At 64.0% G+C, this 16,713-nt stretch carries 16 protein-coding genes and 4 tRNA genes; all 20 read left to right on the forward strand.

What is annotated here, in order from left to right; all coding sequences use genetic code 11:
• Window positions 1–99: 99 nt before the first annotated feature.
• A complete protein-coding gene (gene trpE, locus ACCD11_RS18235; protein WP_413314947.1) occupies window positions 100–1,602 on the forward strand; it encodes an anthranilate synthase component I in 1,503 nt (500 codons plus the stop codon).
• On the forward strand, window positions 1,599–1,991 hold the full coding sequence (locus ACCD11_RS18240; protein ID WP_007830965.1) for a GxxExxY protein: 393 nt from the start codon (window positions 1,599–1,601) through the stop codon (window positions 1,989–1,991). Before trpE ends, ACCD11_RS18240 begins: the two co-directional genes overlap by 4 nt.
• Window positions 1,988–2,572, forward strand: coding sequence for an aminodeoxychorismate/anthranilate synthase component II (locus tag ACCD11_RS18245; RefSeq protein WP_007830966.1), 585 nt, complete (start codon window positions 1,988–1,990; stop codon window positions 2,570–2,572). The genes ACCD11_RS18240 and ACCD11_RS18245 overlap by 4 nt, the downstream gene beginning before the upstream one ends.
• Window positions 2,573–2,579: 7 nt before the next feature.
• Window positions 2,580–3,641 carry a low-specificity L-threonine aldolase gene (gene ltaE, locus ACCD11_RS18250; protein ID WP_413314948.1) on the forward strand — a complete coding sequence of 354 codons (1,062 nt, stop codon included), beginning with the start codon at window positions 2,580–2,582 and terminating at the stop codon, window positions 3,639–3,641.
• 16 nt (window positions 3,642–3,657) lie between these two features.
• The gene (locus tag ACCD11_RS18255) at window positions 3,658–4,317 is read left to right on the forward strand and encodes a LysE family translocator (protein ID WP_007830968.1); all 660 of its coding nucleotides are present in this window, start codon (window positions 3,658–3,660) and stop codon (window positions 4,315–4,317) included.
• 22 nt (window positions 4,318–4,339) lie between these two features.
• On the forward strand, window positions 4,340–5,362 hold the full coding sequence (trpD, locus tag ACCD11_RS18260; RefSeq protein WP_413314949.1) for an anthranilate phosphoribosyltransferase: 1,023 nt from the start codon (window positions 4,340–4,342) through the stop codon (window positions 5,360–5,362).
• Between the two features lie 26 nt (window positions 5,363–5,388).
• Complete coding sequence (trpC, locus tag ACCD11_RS18265; protein ID WP_413314950.1) at window positions 5,389–6,189, forward strand: indole-3-glycerol phosphate synthase TrpC; 801 nt, start codon at window positions 5,389–5,391, stop codon at window positions 6,187–6,189.
• Window positions 6,186–6,893, forward strand: coding sequence for a uracil-DNA glycosylase (locus ACCD11_RS18270; protein WP_413314951.1), 708 nt, complete (start codon window positions 6,186–6,188; stop codon window positions 6,891–6,893). Before trpC ends, ACCD11_RS18270 begins: the two co-directional genes overlap by 4 nt.
• A 106-nt stretch (window positions 6,894–6,999) precedes the next feature.
• A tRNA-Tyr gene (locus ACCD11_RS18275) sits at window positions 7,000–7,085 on the forward strand.
• Between the two features lie 65 nt (window positions 7,086–7,150).
• Window positions 7,151–7,224: transfer RNA gene (locus ACCD11_RS18280), tRNA-Gly, on the forward strand.
• 41 nt (window positions 7,225–7,265) lie between these two features.
• Window positions 7,266–7,340, forward strand: a tRNA-Thr gene (locus ACCD11_RS18285).
• A gap of 73 nt (window positions 7,341–7,413) precedes the next feature.
• The gene (gene tuf / locus ACCD11_RS18290; protein ID WP_108143266.1) at window positions 7,414–8,607 is read left to right on the forward strand and encodes an elongation factor Tu; all 1,194 of its coding nucleotides are present in this window, start codon (window positions 7,414–7,416) and stop codon (window positions 8,605–8,607) included.
• A 21-nt stretch (window positions 8,608–8,628) separates the two neighbouring features.
• Window positions 8,629–8,704: transfer RNA gene (locus ACCD11_RS18295), tRNA-Trp, on the forward strand.
• Window positions 8,705–8,806: 102 nt separating this feature from the next.
• A complete protein-coding gene (gene secE, locus ACCD11_RS18300; protein ID WP_007831049.1) occupies window positions 8,807–9,190 on the forward strand; it encodes a preprotein translocase subunit SecE in 384 nt (127 codons plus the stop codon).
• 3 nt (window positions 9,191–9,193) lie between these two features.
• Window positions 9,194–9,796 (forward strand): transcription termination/antitermination protein NusG, encoded by a 603-nt coding sequence (gene nusG, locus ACCD11_RS18305; RefSeq protein WP_007831050.1) that lies wholly within the window; start codon window positions 9,194–9,196, stop codon window positions 9,794–9,796.
• A gap of 137 nt (window positions 9,797–9,933) precedes the next feature.
• Complete coding sequence (gene rplK, locus ACCD11_RS18310; protein ID WP_007831051.1) at window positions 9,934–10,365, forward strand: 50S ribosomal protein L11; 432 nt, start codon at window positions 9,934–9,936, stop codon at window positions 10,363–10,365.
• Window positions 10,366–11,064 (forward strand): 50S ribosomal protein L1, encoded by a 699-nt coding sequence (gene rplA, locus ACCD11_RS18315; RefSeq protein ID WP_007831052.1) that lies wholly within the window; start codon window positions 10,366–10,368, stop codon window positions 11,062–11,064. It begins immediately after the preceding gene.
• Between the two features lie 260 nt (window positions 11,065–11,324).
• Window positions 11,325–11,861 (forward strand): 50S ribosomal protein L10, encoded by a 537-nt coding sequence (rplJ, locus tag ACCD11_RS18320; RefSeq protein ID WP_007831059.1) that lies wholly within the window; start codon window positions 11,325–11,327, stop codon window positions 11,859–11,861.
• Between the two features lie 43 nt (window positions 11,862–11,904).
• Window positions 11,905–12,279 (forward strand): 50S ribosomal protein L7/L12, encoded by a 375-nt coding sequence (gene rplL, locus ACCD11_RS18325; protein WP_007831060.1) that lies wholly within the window; start codon window positions 11,905–11,907, stop codon window positions 12,277–12,279.
• 296 nt (window positions 12,280–12,575) lie between these two features.
• Complete coding sequence (gene rpoB, locus ACCD11_RS18330) at window positions 12,576–16,700, forward strand: DNA-directed RNA polymerase subunit beta (RefSeq protein WP_007831061.1); 4,125 nt, start codon at window positions 12,576–12,578, stop codon at window positions 16,698–16,700.
• The last annotated feature ends 13 nt before the right edge of the window (window positions 16,701–16,713 follow it).

Below are 16,713 nucleotides of genomic sequence, written 5' to 3' on the forward strand. Positions count from 1 at the left end.
CCCGCGGTTCCGGATCGACACACACGACGACGCCGGACCATCCGTGAATGACCTTGCCACGGCCAAAGCAGCGCCGGCCGGCAACTGGAGAACGAATCCGTGATCACCGAACTTGAATTCAAGAGCCTCAGCGCCCAGGGCTACAACCGCATTCCGCTGATGGCCGAGGCCTTTGCCGACCTCGAAACGCCTCTGTCCCTTTATCTCAAGCTGGCCCATTCGCAGGGCGGTGGCAAGCACAGCTTCTTGCTCGAATCCGTGGTGGGCGGCGAGCGCTTCGGGCGCTACAGCTTCATCGGACTGCCGGCGCGCACGCTGCTGCGCGCCAGCGGCTTCGGCGCCGAGGCCGTCACCGAGGTGGTGACCGACGGCCAGGTGGTCGAGACCGCCGCGGGCAATCCGCTGGACTTCATTGCCGAATACCAGAAGCGCTTCAAGGTGGCACTGCGGCCCGGCCTGCCGCGTTTCTGCGGCGGCCTCGCGGGCTACTTCGGCTACGACACCGTGCGCCACATCGAACGCAAGCTCGAGAACAGCTGTCCGCCCGACACGCTGGGCTGCCCCGACATCCTGCTGCTGCAGTGCGAGGAACTGGCGGTCATCGACAACCTCTCGGGCAAGCTCTACCTCATCGTCTATGCCGATCCGAAGCAGCCCGAGGCCTATGCCGTGGGCAAGCGACGCCTGCGCGAGCTGAAGGAAAAGCTCAAGTACTCGGTGAGCGCACCCATCGTGAAGCCCACGCAGCCGCACCCGCCCGAGCGCAGCTTCGCCAAGGCCGACTACCTCGCAGCCGTGGAGCGCGCCAAGGAAATGATCGCCGCCGGCGACTTCATGCAGGTGCAGGTGGGCCAGCGCATCAGCAAGCGCTATACCGAGTCGCCGCTGTCGCTGTACCGCGCGCTGCGTTCGCTGAACCCGTCGCCCTACATGTATTACTACAACCTCGGCGACTTCCACGTGGTGGGCGCGTCGCCCGAGATCCTGGTGCGCCAGGAGAACACGGGCGAAGGCGAGCAGAAGATCACCATCCGCCCGCTGGCCGGCACGCGCCCGCGCGGCGCATCGACCGAGCTCGACAAGGCGGCCGAGGTGGAACTCATCAACGACCCGAAGGAGCGCGCCGAGCACGTGATGCTCATCGACCTCGCGCGCAACGACATCGGCCGCATCGCCAAGACCGGCACCGTGAAGGTGACGGAAGCCTTCGCGGTGGAGCGCTACAGCCACGTGATGCACATCGTGAGCAACGTCGAAGGCACGCTGAAGGACGGCATGACCGCCATCGACGTGCTCAAGGCCACCTTCCCGGCCGGCACGCTGACCGGCGCGCCCAAGGTGCATGCGATGGAGCTCATCGACCAGCTGGAGCCCACCAAGCGCGGCCTGTACGGCGGCGCTTGCGGCTACATCAGCTACGCGGGCGACATGGACGTGGCCATCGCCATCCGCACCGGCATCGTGAAGGACCAGATGCTGCACGTGCAGGCCGCGGCCGGCGTCGTGGCCGACTCGGTGCCCGAGCTGGAGTGGAGGGAAACGGAAGCCAAGGCGCGCGCACTCCTGCGTGCCGCCGAACTGGTCGAGGAAGGCCTGGAATGAGCACCGCACCGGATATTCAGAACGACTTCTCGCACGAGATCATCGGCGCCGCCGTCGAGGTGCAGCGCGTGCTTGGCACGGGCCTGAGCGAAGACGCCTACGCCGCCGCGCTGGCGATCGAACTCGCCGAGCGCGAGATCGGCTTCACGCGCGACGTGGCGCTGTCCGCCACCTACAAGGGCCGCTCGCTCGGCGAGGTGTACCGCGCGGGCTTCGTGGTCGAGCAGTCGGTCATCGTCGAACTCAGGGCAGTCGACGTGCTGACCGACCTGCATCGCGCCCAGGTGCTGGCCGCGCTGCGTCTTTCGGGCCTCAAGCTGGGCCTTCTGATCAACTTCAACGTATTCCCCGTCGTCAAGGGCGTGCACCGGATTGTGAGCAAGCCATGAAACTGCTGATGATCGACAACTACGATTCCTTCACCTACAACATCGTCCAGTACCTCGGCGAGCTGGGCGCGGATGTGCAGGTGCATCGCAACGACGAGATCACGGTAGCGCAGATCGGCGAGCTGATCGCCTCGGGCGTGACGCGGCTCGTGGTGTCGCCGGGGCCTTGTTCGCCGGCGGAAGCGGGCGTTTCGGTGCCGGCCATCAAGCAGTTCGCGGGCAAGCTGCCGATCCTCGGCGTGTGCCTGGGCCACCAGGCGATCGGCGCGGCCTTCGGCGGCAGGATCGTGCGCGCGCAGCAGCTGATGCACGGCAAGACCAGCGAGATCACGACCACGCAGGAAGGCGTGTTCGCGGGGCTGCCCGCGAAGTTCACCGTCAACCGCTACCACTCGCTCTCCATCGAGCGCGAAAGCTGCCCGAAAGAGCTGGCCATCACCGCATGGACCGACGACGGCGAGATCATGGGCGTGCGGCACACCGGCTTTGCGCATGATGTGCGCATCGAGGGCGTGCAGTTCCATCCCGAATCGATCCTCACCGAGCACGGCCACGCCATGCTCAAGAACTTTCTCGATTGATCCCGCCATGACAGACCGCTCCTCCCTCGTCGACCTGCGCAGCGACACCGTCACGCAACCCACCCCGGCGATGCGCGAGGCCATGATGGCGGCGCCGCTCGGCGACGACGTCTTCGGCACCGACCCGAGCGTGAATGCGTTGCAGGAAAAGATCGCGGCCATGCTGGGCTTCGAGGCGGCGCTGTTCGTGCCCACGGGCACGCAGAGCAACCTCTGTGCGATCCTGTCGCACTGCGGCCGCGGCGACGAATACATCGTCGGCCAGCAGGCGCACTGCTACCGCTGGGAAGGCGGCGGCGCCGCGGTGTTCGGCAGCGTGCAGCCGCAGCCGCTCGACCATGCACCCGACGGCACGCTGCCGCTCGCGCAGATCGAGGCGGCCATCAAGCCCGACGACGCGCACTTCGCCCGCACGCGGCTGCTGGCGCTGGAGAACACGCTGGGCGGCAAGCTGCTGCCTTTCGAGTACGTTCAGGCGGCGACTGATCTAGCGAGGAGCAGGGGGCTGCAGCGGCACCTCGACGGCGCGCGGCTCTTCAATGCGGCAACCGCGCAGGCGGCATTGAACAATCGAAGCGACATCCGCGCGGAAGCCCGCCGCATCGCGCAATGTTTCGACAGCGTGTCGGTGTGCTTCAGCAAGGGGCTCGGCGCGCCCATCGGTTCTGCCCTGGTGGGTTCGCGGGAGTTCATCGCGCGGGCACACCGCATCCGCAAGATGGCGGGCGGCGGCATGCGGCAGGCGGGGCTTCTGGCGGCAGCGGCTTCGCATGCGCTCGACCGTCATGTCGACCGTCTCTCCAACGACCACGCACTGGCGCAGCGCCTGGCGCAGGGGCTCGAAGGCATCGAAGGGCTGAAGGTCGAGGCGCCGCACACGAACATCGTGTTCGTCGATCTTGCCGGCGCCGCGCAGGCGCGTTCTTCGGAACTGCTCGCGAGCCTCAACCAGCAGGGCATCCTTGCAACCGGGCTCTACCGCCTGCGCTTCGTGACGCACCTCGATGTCGATGCCGCCGGCGTCGACCGGGCCATCGGCGCGATCCGCGCCTTCTTCAACAAGTCCTGAGTGCTGCGAGAACGCGATGCCTGATCTTCCCCATCTGCTCGCCTTCATCGCCGCCGGCTGGCTGCTGAACCTGACGCCGGGCCCCGACGTGCTTTACGTCGTGACCAACTCGCTGCGCTCGGGCGTGCGCGCCGGCGTCATGGCGGGGCTTGGCATCACGGCAGGCTGCTTCGTTCACATCTTCGCCGCAGCGGTCGGCGTCGGCACGCTGATGGCGACATCCGCCACGGCCTTCACCGTGCTCAAGTACATCGGCGCGGCGTACCTGCTGTACCTCGGTGTGCGCATGCTGCTGTCGCGCGCGAAGCCACCAGCCGACCTGGAAGCCGTGGCCGCCGTGAGCGAGGCGCGCAGCCTCAAGGCGATCTTCCTTGGCGGCTTCTGGACCAACGTGCTGAATCCGAAGGTTGCGCTGTTCTTCCTGGCCTTCGTGCCGCAGTTCATCGCGCCGGGCACAGACAGCAAGGCATTGGCCTTCGTGTTGCTGGGCGTGCTGTTCAATCTCAACGCCATCCCCGTCAACGTCGGATGGGCCATGGCCGCGAGCTGGATGGCGCACCGCAGCGCCGTGCAGAAAGGCATGCACTGGCTCGACCGCGCCGCCGGCGTGCTTTTCATCGGCTTCGGCCTCAAGCTCGCGTTCACCGACGCGCCCGCCGTTCGCGTCGGTTCCTGACGCACTTTCCAGGAGACTTTCCATGATCACCCCCCAGGAAGCGCTGCAGCGCACCATCGAACACCGCGAAGTCTTCCACGACGAGATGCTGCACATCGTGCGCCTCATCATGAGCGGCGAGTGCTCGCCCGTGATGATGGCTGCGCTGATTACCGGCCTGCGCGTGAAGAAGGAAACCATCGGCGAGATCACCGCCGCCGCGCAGGTGATGCGCGAGGTGTCGACCAAGGTGCCCGTGACGGACACGACGCACCTCGTGGACATCGTCGGTACCGGCGGCGACGGTTCGCACACCTTCAACATCTCGACCTGCTCGATGTTCGTCGCGGCCGCGGCGGGTGCCAAGGTGAGCAAGCATGGCGGGCGCAGCGTGTCGAGCAAGTCGGGCAGCGCCGACGTGCTGGAGTCGCTGGGCGTCGACATCAACCTGAAGCCCGAGCAGATCGCACGCTCGATCGAGCAGGTGGGCATCGGCTTCATGTTCGCTCCGAACCACCATCCCGCGATGAAGAACGTCGCGCCGGTGCGCAAGGAGCTCGGCATCAAGACGATCTTCAACATCCTCGGGCCACTGACGAATCCGGCCGGTGCGCCGAACATCCTGATGGGCGTGTTCCACCCCGACCTCGTGGGCATCCAGGTGCGTGCGCTGCAGCGGCTCGGCGCCGAGCATGCGATGGTGGTCTACGGCCGCGACGGCATGGACGAAATTTCGCTTGGTGCGGCCACCATGGTGGGCGAACTGAAGGACGGCGAAATTCGCGAATACGAACTGCATCCGGAAGACTTCGGCTTCCAGATGTCGAGCAACCGCGCACTGCGCGTGGAGACGCCCGAACAGTCGAAGGCGATGCTGCTTGGCGTGCTCGACAATCACGCCGGCCCCGCGCTCGACATCGTGTTGTTGAATGCTGGCGCCGCACTGTATGCGGCGAACGTGGTCGATTCGGTGGCGGCGGGCGTGGAGCGCTCGCGCGCTGCCATCGCGTCGGGCGCGGCGAAGGCCAAGCTGGCCGAACTGGTCAAGGCCTCTGCGGCCGTCTGAGCCTCAAGAAAACGGAACCCAAAGCTATGTCCGACATCCTCGACAAGATCGTTGCCGTCAAGCACCAGGAAGTGGCGGCGGCCCTGAAGCGCGCGCCGCTCGAGGCCGTTCGCTTCGACGCCGAGAGCCGCGTGCTGACGCGCGATTTCGAAGCCGCGCTGCGCGCCAAGATCGCCGCCGGCCATGCCGCCGTGATCGCCGAAGTCAAGAAGGCCAGCCCGAGCAAGGGCGTGCTGCGCGAGGACTTCATTCCCGCCGACATTGCGCAGAGCTACGCCGAAGGCGATGGAGAGATCAGTGCGGCCTGCCTTTCGGTGCTGACCGACAAGCAGTTCTTCCAGGGCGGCGTGGACTACCTCAAGCAAGCCCGCGCCTCGTGCGACCTGCCGGTGTTGCGCAAGGATTTCATCATCGACGCGTACCAGGTGTACGAATCGCGCGCAATGGGTGCCGATGCGATCCTGCTGATCGTCGCGTGCCTCGACGACGCGCAGATGAAGGACTACGAAGCCATCGCGCGCGGGCTGGGCATGGCGGTGCTGGTGGAAGTGCACGACGCCGCCGAACTCGACCGCGCGCTCAAGCTGAAGACCGCGCTGATCGGCGTCAACAACCGCAACCTGCGCAACTTCGAGGTGTCGATCCAGGCGACCATCGATCTGCTGCCCAGGCTGCCGGCGGACCGCCTGCCCGTCACCGAATCGGGTATCGCCACGCGCTCGGACGTGGCTACGCTGCGCGTGGCCGGCGTCAATGCATTCCTGGTCGGCGAGGCGTTCATGCGCGCCAAGGAGCCCGGCGAGGCCCTGGCTGCGTTGTTCAAATGAATCGGCCCGATCAGCTGTCGAGCAGCGATCCCGCCGACTGGCCGGTAGCGCCCGGCTGGCAGCCGCTGGTCGACGACTTTTTCGGTGGCGCCGTCGGGCAGAAGTTGCTGGGTTTCCTGCGCGAACGCCTCGATGCGGGCGCCGTGATCTTTCCGCCGCAGCCGCTGCGGGCGCTGGAACTCACGCCGCCCGACGAGGTGCGCGTGGTGATCCTGGGCCAGGACCCGTACCACGGACGCGGCCAGGCCGAGGGGCTGGCGTTCTCCGTGGCGCCCGGCGTGGCGCTGCCGCCGTCGCTGCGCAACATCTTCAAGGAGCTTCAGCGCGACCTCGGCGCGCCGCAGCCGCCGTTTCCGAACCCGGGCGGCAGCCTGGTGAAGTGGGCGAAGCACGGCGTGCTGTTGCTCAACACCTGCCTGACGGTCGAAGAAGCGCAGCCCGCCAGCCATTCCGGCCGCGGCTGGGAAGTGCTGACGGATGCCGCCATCCGCCATGTTTCGGCTGGCACCAAACCTGTTGTTTTTATGCTGTGGGGCTCGCACGCGCAGAGTAAGCGTGCGTTGATCGATGTTGGGCGCCATAAGGTGCTGATGGCGAATCATCCGTCGCCCCTTTCGGCGCTGCGCCCGCCCGTGCCGTTCATCGGCTGCGGTCATTTCGGCGAAGCGCGCGCATGGCGGGAGGCGCAGCGGCCGGAGGGCTGAACTTCGGAGATAATCGTGGGCTCACGCCTCGGGCAGTTCTTCCGCATCTTCTTGATGCTGGGATTTCTGGGTAGTCACAAAACCGTGCTATATTTCGAGGTTCGCCGGAGAGGTGGCCGAGTGGTTAATGGCAGCAGACTGTAAATCTGCCCTCTTACGAGTACGCTGGTTCGAATCCAGCCCTCTCCACCAGCGATGAATTTGGTTTCTAGGAGCGATTGGATCTAGCGCTTTGGGTGCCTTGAAGTGCCCCTGATGCGGGAGTAGTTCAATGGTAGAACCCCAGCCTTCCAAGCTGATGACGCGGGTTCGATTCCCGTCTCCCGCTCCAGAGATCCGGTTCGGCGCAGGAATGCGATTTGGTTAGACAAAGCCCTTTTGGCTCAGTGGTAGAGCACTCCCTTGGTAAGGGAGAGGTCGCGGGTCCGATTCCCGCAAAGGGCACCAGTTTTTGGGGGTTGCAACGGCAGCTTTGCAACCCATCTGCATACGTTGGAAACGTTTTTTTCGGAGTCGAAAAATGGCAAAAGGTAAATTCACCCGCACCAAGCCGCACGTGAACGTGGGCACGATCGGTCACGTCGACCACGGCAAGACCACGCTGACGGCGGCGATCGCCACGGTGCTGTCGGCCAAGTTCGGCGGCGAAGCCAAGGCCTACGACCAGATCGATGCTGCGCCCGAAGAAAAGGCCCGCGGCATCACGATCAACACCGCGCACGTCGAGTACGAAACGGCCAACCGCCACTACGCACACGTCGACTGCCCCGGCCACGCCGACTACGTGAAGAACATGATCACCGGCGCCGCCCAGATGGACGGCGCCATCCTGGTGTGCTCGGCCGCTGACGGCCCGATGCCCCAGACCCGTGAGCACATCCTGCTGGCGCGCCAGGTGGGTGTGGGCTACATCATCGTGTTCCTGAACAAGTGCGACATGGTCGACGACAAGGAACTGCTCGAGCTGGTCGAAATGGAAGTCCGCGAACTCCTCGACAAGTACGAATTCCCCGGCGATGACACCCCCATCATCCACGGCTCGGCCAAGCTCGCCCTCGAAGGCGACAAGGGCGAGCTGGGCGAAGGCGCCATCATGAAGCTGGCCGAAGCCCTCGACACCTACATCCCGACGCCCGAGCGCGCCGTGGACGGCACCTTCCTGATGCCCGTGGAAGACGTGTTCTCGATCTCGGGTCGCGGCACCGTCGTGACCGGCGCTGTCGAGCGCGGCGTGATCAAGGTCGGCGAGGAAATCGAAATCGTCGGCATCCGCCCGACCGTCAAGACCACCTGCACCGGCGTGGAAATGTTCCGCAAGCTGCTGGACCAGGGCCAGGCTGGCGACAACGTCGGCGTGCTGCTGCGCGGCACGAAGCGCGAAGAAGTCGAGCGCGGCCAAGTGCTGTGCAAGCCCGGCTCGATCAAGCCGCACGTGCACTTCACCGCCGAGGTGTATGTCCTGTCGAAGGACGAGGGCGGCCGTCACACGCCGTTCTTCAACAACTACCGTCCGCAGTTCTACTTCCGCACGACGGACGTGACCGGCGCGATCGAGCTGCCCAAGGACAAGGAAATGGTCATGCCTGGCGACAACGTCAGCATCACCGTGAAGCTGATCAACCCGATCGCGATGGAAGAAGGCCTGCGCTTCGCCATCCGCGAAGGCGGCCGCACCGTGGGTTCGGGCGTCGTGGCGAAAATCCTCGACATCTAAGTCGAGCGAAAAGAGTACCGGAGGGGTATAGCTCAATTGGCAGAGCGTCGGTCTCCAAAACCGAAGGTTGTAGGTTCGATTCCTACTGCCCCTGCCACCTAGGTGGCGCCCCGAAAAAGCCCATCGTGACCCGATGGGCTTCGGCGTCTCAAGAGGCGCATTGAATAGAAGGCCGAAAGGCGCAGGAAATCAGCCAACCATGGCCACTTCTCAAATCGAAACCGTGAGCACCGGCGCAGACAAGGCCAAGTTGGCCGCGGCTGTTGTGCTGGCAGTGGGCGCCATCGTGGCGTTCTATCTGCTGTCGCGTCAGGGCTCGCTGGTGCAATGGGCTGCGCTGCTGGTCGGCCTGGCCGCTGCGGTGGGTGCCTTTGGCAGTTCGGAGAATGGCCGTCAGTTGTGGGCTTTTGGCCGCGACTCGTGGCGCGAGGTCAAGAAGGTCGTGTGGCCGACCCGCAAGGAAGCAATGCAGATGACGGCTTATGTGTTCGCCTTTGTGGCGATCATGTCCGTCTTCCTCTGGCTCACCGACAAGACGCTCGAATGGGTGTTTTTCGACCTCATTCTGGGCTGGAGAAAGTAAGCAATGACCGACGACGTAGTTGAAACCACGCCTGAAGAGGAAAACACTCCGATTCTGGCTCCCGCCGCCAACCCCGATCTGCGTTGGTATGTGGTGCATGCCTATTCGGGCATGGAAAAGGCCGTCGAGCGCAACATCACCGAGCGCATCAACCGCGCCGGCATGCAGGACAAGTTCGGCCGCATCCTGGTTCCGACCGAGGAAGTGGTCGAGATCAAGAACGGCCAGAAGCGCACCACCGAGCGCCGCTTCTTTCCTGGCTACGTCCTGGTCGAAATGATCATGGACGACGAGAGCTGGCACCTGGTGAAGCACACCAACAAGGTGACGGGTTTCGTGGGTGGCGCCAAGAACCGTCCGGCCCCGATCTCGCAGAAAGAGGTCGAGGACATCGTCAGCCAGATGCAGCAGGGCACCGAGAAGCCGCGCCACAAGGTCGAGTTCACCGTCGGCGAATTCGTGCGCGTCAAGGAAGGCCCGTTCACCGACTTCAACGGCACGGTCGAAGAAGTCAACTACGAGAAGAGCAAGGTCAGCGTGTCGGTCATGATTTTCGGCCGCGCGACGCCTGTGGAGCTCGAATTCAGCCAGGTCGAAAAGACCTGAGTCACAGGCCGCAAGGCCTGAAGCATTCCCGGCTGCGCGTTGTCCGACTCGGCGCGCGGCCTTGATCGAAGAGTCGTTCAACCCCGGGGAGCCCTGGCCGCAAGCCAAGGCGATATCACCCGCAAGGAGCAAAAAGCATGGCGAAAAAAATCGTCGGCTTCATCAAGCTGCAAGTGCCAGCTGGTAAGGCCAACCCGTCCCCGCCGATCGGTCCCGCACTCGGTCAGCGCGGTCTGAACATCATGGAGTTCTGCAAGGCGTTCAATGCGCAAACCCAAGGCGTCGAGCCGGGTCTGCCGCTGCCGGTGGTCATCACCGCCTTCGCTGACAAGAGCTTCACCTTCATCATCAAGACGCCTCCGGCGATCACCTTGATCAAGAAGGCCATCAAGCTGGAAAAGGGCTCGGCCCGTCCGCACACCGACAAGGTCGGCAAGATCACTCGCGCACAGCTCGAAGAAATTGCCAAGGCCAAGATGAAGGACCTGACTGCCGCCGACCTCGACGCAGCAGTTCGCACCATCGCCGGCTCGGCCCGCTCGATGGGCGTGAATGTGGAGGGCGTGTAAATGTCCAAGATCACCAAGAAGCAGAAGTCGCTCGCAGGCAAGGTCGACAGCAACAAGCTGTACCCGCTGGCTGACGCGATCGTCATCGTCAAGGACGCCGCCACCGCCAAGTTCGACGAATCGATCGACGTGGCTGTGCAGCTCGGCATCGACGCGAAGAAGTCGGACCAGGTCGTGCGTGGCGCCGTCGTGCTGCCCAACGGCACCGGCAAGACCAAGCGCGTCGCCGTGTTCGCCCAAGGCGCCAAGGCTGAAGAAGCCAAGGCCGCCGGCGCCGACATCGTCGGCATGGACGACCTGGCTGCCATGGTCAAGGCTGGCGACATGCCTTTCGACGTCGTGATCGCCGCACCGGACGCCATGCGTGTCGTCGGTACGCTCGGCCAGATCCTCGGTCCGCGCGGCCTGATGCCCAATCCCAAGGTTGGCACCGTGACCCCGGACGTCGCCACGGCCGTGAAGAACGCCAAGGCTGGCCAGGTCCAGTTCCGCGTCGACAAGGCCGGCATCGTGCACGGCACGATCGGCCGCCGCTCGTTCGACAACGACAAGCTGCAGGGCAACCTCGCCGCGCTGATCGACGCTCTGGTCAAGGCAAAGCCCGCGACCAGCAAGGGCGTGTACCTGCGCAAGGTGGCTGTGTCGTCGACCATGGGTCTGGGTGTCCGCGTGGACACGCAAACCATCTCGGCGAGCTAAAGAGATTTGCCTTGCCCCTGATCTAACGTGAAGGGGCGGGGCGAATGTGGTGGGTCGCGGCAGCTCAGGTTGCTGCGGGCCATCCAAGACCGCTGGTGTGCAGGGCGCTGCACTTAATCGCCGGATCGATCCTTCCGGTATCCAGCGCAGATGGCGATCCCGCTGCAAGGAATTTGATTTTTGTTCCGAAACAGTTGTTGGTCGCTGCATGAAGCGCGATCCCAGGCCCTGGCCGAAGATCGCATTAAAAGGAGTAGACCTTGAGTCTGAATCGCAGTGAGAAAGAAGCGGTCATCAGTGATGTGACCAGCCTCGCCGCAAAAGCTCAAACGCTCGTGATGGCGGAATACCGTGGCATCACGGTGGCCGATATGACCAAACTGCGCATCGAAGCGCGCAGCAAGGGTGTGACCCTGAGTGTTCTGAAGAACACCCTGGCACGCCGTGCTGTCGCCGGTAGCGCGTTTGAGATTGTTGGCGACCAGATGACCGGTCCGCTGATCTACGGCTTTTCCGAAGACGCAGTGGCTGCCGCCAAGGTGGTGGCCGACTTCGCGAAGACCAACGACAAGTTGGTGATTCGCGGTGGCGCGTTTGGCGGCAAGGCCCTGGACGTGAACGGCGTGAAGCAACTGGCCAACATCCCTTCGAAGGAAGTGCTGCTGGCGCAATTGCTGGGCTTGATGCAATCCCCGATCTCTCGTACCGCCCGCGTGCTCGCGGCGCTGGCCGAGAAGCGCGGTGGTGGCGAAGCTGCACCCGTTGCCGATGCACCGGCAGAAGCGCAGGCCGCTTGAGCCTCGCGTTTGAAACATTCAACCCAATTGTTAGGAAACAAAAATGGCATTCGATAAAGACGCATTTCTGACCGCACTCGACGCGATGACGGTCCTGGAGCTCAACGACCTGGTGAAAGCCATCGAAGAGAAGTTCGGCGTGAGCGCCGCTGCAATGTCGGCTCCGGCCGCCGGTGGTGGCGCTGCCGCCGCTGTGGTCGAAGAGAAGACCGAATTCAATGTCGTGCTGGCCGATGTCGGCGCGAACAAGGTGTCGGTCATCAAGGCCGTGCGCGAAATCACCGGCCTGGGCCTCAAGGAAGCCAAGGACCTGGTGGAAGCCGCTCCCAAGGCTGTCAAGGAAGGCCTGTCGAAGGCTGACGCTGACGCTGCCAAGAAGAAGCTGGAAGAAGCCGGCGCCAAGGTGGAACTGAAGTAATTCAGACCCCCTAGAGGGCTGGAGGTGCTTGAAAAGGCCCTCCAGCCTTTGCCGCTTTCAGAGCGCACCCGAAAGTCGGCTTGATTGCCGGCTTCCCCGGAGATCTTCAGGTCGAAGGGAAAGTCAAAATCAAGCGGATTTTCGAGTGTCTTCTGACCCCGACTGCAGAAGATCCCTTGGTTCGGGCGATGTGCAACGCATCGCTGTCCGCCAACGGCTGGTAGTGGCCAGCCGCCAAGCAGTGGTGCCTCGGCACTGCTGACAAGTCGCTGAAGATCTCAAGCACCGGAGCTCTCATGGCCCAATCGTCCGCGTACAGTTACACCGAACGCAAGCGCATCCGAAAAAGTTTCGGCAATCGCGACAGCGTCGTCGAAATCCCCTACCTGCTGCAGATGCAGAAAGACGCGTACACCGCGTTCCTGCAAGCCGGCATTCCCCCCAAACAACGCACCGTCGAAGGCCTGCAGGCCGCGTTCGACGCCGCCTTCCCGATCGTCTCGCACAACGGTTTCGTCGAGATGAAGTTCCTCGAGTACAACCTGGCGAAGCCGGCGTTCGACGTGCGTGAATGCCAGACCCGTGGTCTGACCTTCGCCTCGGCCGTGCGCGCCAAGGTCCAGCTCATCATCTATGACCGCGAGTCGTCGACCTCGCAGTCGAAGGTGGTCAAGGAAGTGAAGGAGCAAGAGGTCTACATGGGCGAAGTTCCGCTCATGACCGACAAGGGTTCGTTCATCATCAACGGCACCGAGCGCGTGATCGTCTCGCAGCTGCACCGTTCGCCGGGCGTGTTCTTCGAACACGACAAGGGCAAGACCCACAGCTCGGGCAAGCTGCTGTTCTCGGCCCGCGTGATTCCTTACCGCGGTTCGTGGCTCGACTTCGAGTTCGACCCGAAGGACATGCTGTACTTCCGTGTGGACCGTCGCCGCAAGATGCCGGTCACGATCCTGCTGAAGGCCATCGGCCTGAACCCGGAATCGATCCTCGCGAACTTCTTCGTGAACGACAACTTCCGCCTGATGGACAGCGGTGCGCAGATGGAGTTCGTCTCCGAGCGCCTGCGCGGCGAAGTCGCGCGCTTCGACATCACCGACAAGTCGGGCAAGGTCGTGGTCGCCAAGGACAAGCGCGTCACCGCGCGCCACACGCGTGAGCTCGAGCAGGGCGGCACCACGCACATCAGCGTGCCGGAAGACTTCCTGGTCGGCCGCGTGATCGCCCGCAACATCGTCGACGCCGACTCCGGCGAAATCCTGGCCAAGGCCAACGACGAACTGACCGAAGCGCTGCTGAAGAAGCTGCGCACCGCCGGCGTGCAGGACATCCAGGTCATCTACACGAACGAACTCGACCAGGGCGCGTACATCTCGCAAACCCTGCGCATCGACGAAACGGTGGACGAATTCGCAGCCCGCGTGGCCATCTACCGCATGATGCGCCCCGGCGAGCCGCCGACGGAAGACGCCGTGCAAGCGCTGTTCCAGCGCCTGTTCTACAACCCGGACACGTACGACCTGTCGCGCGTCGGCCGCATGAAGTTCAACGCCAAGGTCGGCCGCGACGAGTCGACCGGCCCGATGGTGCTGACCAACGAGGACATCCTGGCCGTGGTCAAGATCCTCGTCGACCTGCGCAACGGCAACGGCGAAGTCGACGACATCGACCACCTGGGCAACCGCCGCGTGCGTTGCGTCGGCGAACTGGCCGAGAACCAGTACCGCACCGGCCTGGCACGTATCGAGAAGGCCGTGAAGGAACGTCTGGGTCAAGCGGAACAAGAGCCGCTGATGCCGCACGACCTGATCAACAGCAAGCCGATCTCGGCCGCGCTGAAGGAATTCTTCGGCGCCTCGCAGCTGTCGCAATTCATGGACCAGACGAACCCGCTGTCCGAGATCACCCACAAGCGCCGCGTGTCGGCCCTTGGCCCGGGTGGTCTGACGCGTGAACGTGCGGGCTTCGAAGTGCGCGACGTGCACGTCACGCACTACGGCCGCGTGTGCCCGATCGAAACGCCCGAAGGCCCGAACATCGGCCTGATCAACTCGCTGGCCCTGTACGCCCGCCTGAACGAATACGGCTTCATCGAGACGCCGTATCGCCGCGTGGTGGACAGCAAGGTCACCCACGAGATCGACTACCTGTCGGCCATCGAGGAAGGCAAGTACGTCATCGCCCAGGCCAATGCGGCCCTGGACAAGGACGGCGTGCTGACCGGCGACCTGGTCTCTGCGCGTGAAGCCGGCGAATCGATCCTGGTCGGTGCCGAGCGCATCCAGTACATGGACGTGTCGCCCGCGCAGATCGTGTCGGTGGCTGCCTCGCTCGTGCCGTTCCTGGAGCACGACGACGCGAACCGCGCGTTGATGGGCGCCAACATGCAGCGTCAGGCCGTGCCCGTGCTGCGTCCCGAGAAGCCGATGGTCGGTACCGGTATCGAGCGCGTCTCCGCGGTCGACTCGGGCACCGTGGTCACGGCCACCCGTGGCGGTATCGTCGACTACGTCGATGCGACCCGTGTCGTGGTGCGCGTGAACGACGCCGAAGCGGCTGCCGGTGAAGTCGGTGTGGACATCTACAACCTGATCAAGTATCAGCGTTCGAACCAGAACACCAACATTCATCAGCGTCCGATCGTCAAGCGCGGCGACAAGATCGCCAAGGGCGACGTGGTGGCCGACGGCGCATCGACCGACCTCGGCGAACTGGCCCTGGGCCAGAACATGCTGATCGCGTTCATGCCCTGGAACGGCTACAACTTCGAAGACTCGATCCTGATCTCGGAACGCGTCGTTGCCGAAGACCGCTATACCTCGATCCACATCGAGGAACTGGTGGTGATGGCTCGCGACACGAAGCTGGGCGCTGAAGAAATCACGCGCGACATCCCGAACCTGGCCGAGCAGCAGCTCAACCGCCTCGACGAATCCGGCATCATCTATGTCGGTGCCGAAGTGCAGCCGGGCGACACGCTGGTGGGCAAGGTCACGCCGAAGGGCGAGACCACGCTGACGCCTGAAGAGAAGCTGCTGCGCGCCATCTTCGGCGAGAAGGCTTCCGACGTGAAGGACACCTCGCTGCGTGTGGACCAGGGCTCGCAAGGCACCGTGATCGATGTGCAGGTCTTCACCCGCGAAGGCATCACGCGCGACAAGCGCGCCCAGCAGATCATCGACGACGAGCTCAAGCGCTTCCGCCTCGACCTGAACGACCAGCTTCGCATCGTCGAAGCCGACGCGTTCGACCGTATCGAGAAGCTGCTGACCGGCAAGGTCGCCAACGGCGGCCCGAACAAGCTGGCCAAGGGCACCAAGCTCGACAAGGCCTACCTGTCGTCGGTCGAGAAGTTCCACTGGTTCGACATCCGCCCGGCGGAAGACGAAGTGGCCACGCAGCTCGAGTCGATCAAGAACTCGCTGGAGCAGACGCGCCACAGCTTCGACCTCGCGTTCGAGGAAAAGCGCAAGAAGCTCACGCAGGGCGACGAGCTGCCCGCGGGCGTGCTCAAGATGGTCAAGGTCTACCTGGCCGTCAAGCGCCGCCTGCAACCCGGCGACAAGATGGCCGGCCGCCACGGCAACAAGGGTGTGGTGTCGAAGATCGTTCCGGTCGAAGACATGCCCCACATGGCCGACGGCACGCCGTGCGACATCTGCCTGAACCCGCTGGGCGTGCCTTCGCGGATGAACGTGGGCCAGGTGTTGGAAGTGCACCTGGGCTGGGCCGGCAAGGGCATTGGCCAGCGCATCGGTGACCTGCTGCAGCAGGAGGCCAAGGTGGCCGAGCTGCGCAAGTTCATGGAGCAGCTGTACAACGGCTCGGGCCGCCAGGAAAACATCAGCTCGCTGAACGACACCGAACTGCTCGAAATGGCAGCGAACCTGCAGAACGGCGCGACCTTCGCGACGCCTGTGTTCGACGGTGCTTCGGAAGAAGAAATCCGCGGCATGCTGAAGCTCGCCTACCCGGACGACATCGCCAAGCTCAAGGGCCTGACCGATACGCGCACGCAGGCGTACCTGTTCGACGGCCGCACCGGCGACCAGTTCGAACGCCCCGTCACCGTCGGCTACATGCACTTCCTGAAGCTGCACCACCTGGTGGACGACAAGATGCACGCCCGTTCGACCGGCCCGTACTCGCTCGTCACGCAGCAACCGCTGGGCGGCAAGGCGCAGTTCGGCGGCCAGCGTTTCGGGGAAATGGAAGTGTGGGCGCTGGAAGCTTACGGCGCCGCCTACGTCCTGCAGGAAATGCTGACCGTGAAGTCCGACGACGTGCAAGGCCGTACCAAGGTGTACGAAAGCATCGTCAAGGGCGAGCACTCGATCGAAGCCGGCATGCCGGAATCGTTCAACGTGCTGGTCAAGGAAATCCGTTCGCTGGGGCTCGACATCGAGCTCGAGCGTTCCTAATTTGAAAAGGGAA

Source organism: Variovorax sp. Varisp36 (assembly GCF_047304235.1).
In the GTDB taxonomy this organism is placed as follows: Bacteria; Pseudomonadota; Gammaproteobacteria; order Burkholderiales; family Burkholderiaceae_C; genus Variovorax.

Coding starts and splice junctions, on each gene's coding strand:
- ACCD11_RS18255 (WP_007830968.1), top strand. CDS start 3,658: ATGCCTGATCTTCCCCATCTGCTCGCCTTCATCGCCGCCGGCTGGCTG.
- rplK (WP_007831051.1), top strand. CDS start 9,934: ATGGCGAAAAAAATCGTCGGCTTCATCAAGCTGCAAGTGCCAGCTGGT.
- trpC (WP_413314950.1), top strand. CDS start 5,389: ATGTCCGACATCCTCGACAAGATCGTTGCCGTCAAGCACCAGGAAGTG.
- ltaE (WP_413314948.1), top strand. CDS start 2,580: ATGACAGACCGCTCCTCCCTCGTCGACCTGCGCAGCGACACCGTCACG.
- ACCD11_RS18245 (WP_007830966.1), top strand. CDS start 1,988: ATGAAACTGCTGATGATCGACAACTACGATTCCTTCACCTACAACATC.
- ACCD11_RS18270 (WP_413314951.1), top strand. CDS start 6,186: ATGAATCGGCCCGATCAGCTGTCGAGCAGCGATCCCGCCGACTGGCCG.
- rplL (WP_007831060.1), top strand. CDS start 11,905: ATGGCATTCGATAAAGACGCATTTCTGACCGCACTCGACGCGATGACG.
- tuf (WP_108143266.1), top strand. CDS start 7,414: ATGGCAAAAGGTAAATTCACCCGCACCAAGCCGCACGTGAACGTGGGC.
- nusG (WP_007831050.1), top strand. CDS start 9,194: ATGACCGACGACGTAGTTGAAACCACGCCTGAAGAGGAAAACACTCCG.
- ACCD11_RS18240 (WP_007830965.1), top strand. CDS start 1,599: ATGAGCACCGCACCGGATATTCAGAACGACTTCTCGCACGAGATCATC.
- trpD (WP_413314949.1), top strand. CDS start 4,340: ATGATCACCCCCCAGGAAGCGCTGCAGCGCACCATCGAACACCGCGAA.
- rplA (WP_007831052.1), top strand. CDS start 10,366: ATGTCCAAGATCACCAAGAAGCAGAAGTCGCTCGCAGGCAAGGTCGAC.
- secE (WP_007831049.1), top strand. CDS start 8,807: ATGGCCACTTCTCAAATCGAAACCGTGAGCACCGGCGCAGACAAGGCC.
- rpoB (WP_007831061.1), top strand. CDS start 12,576: ATGGCCCAATCGTCCGCGTACAGTTACACCGAACGCAAGCGCATCCGA.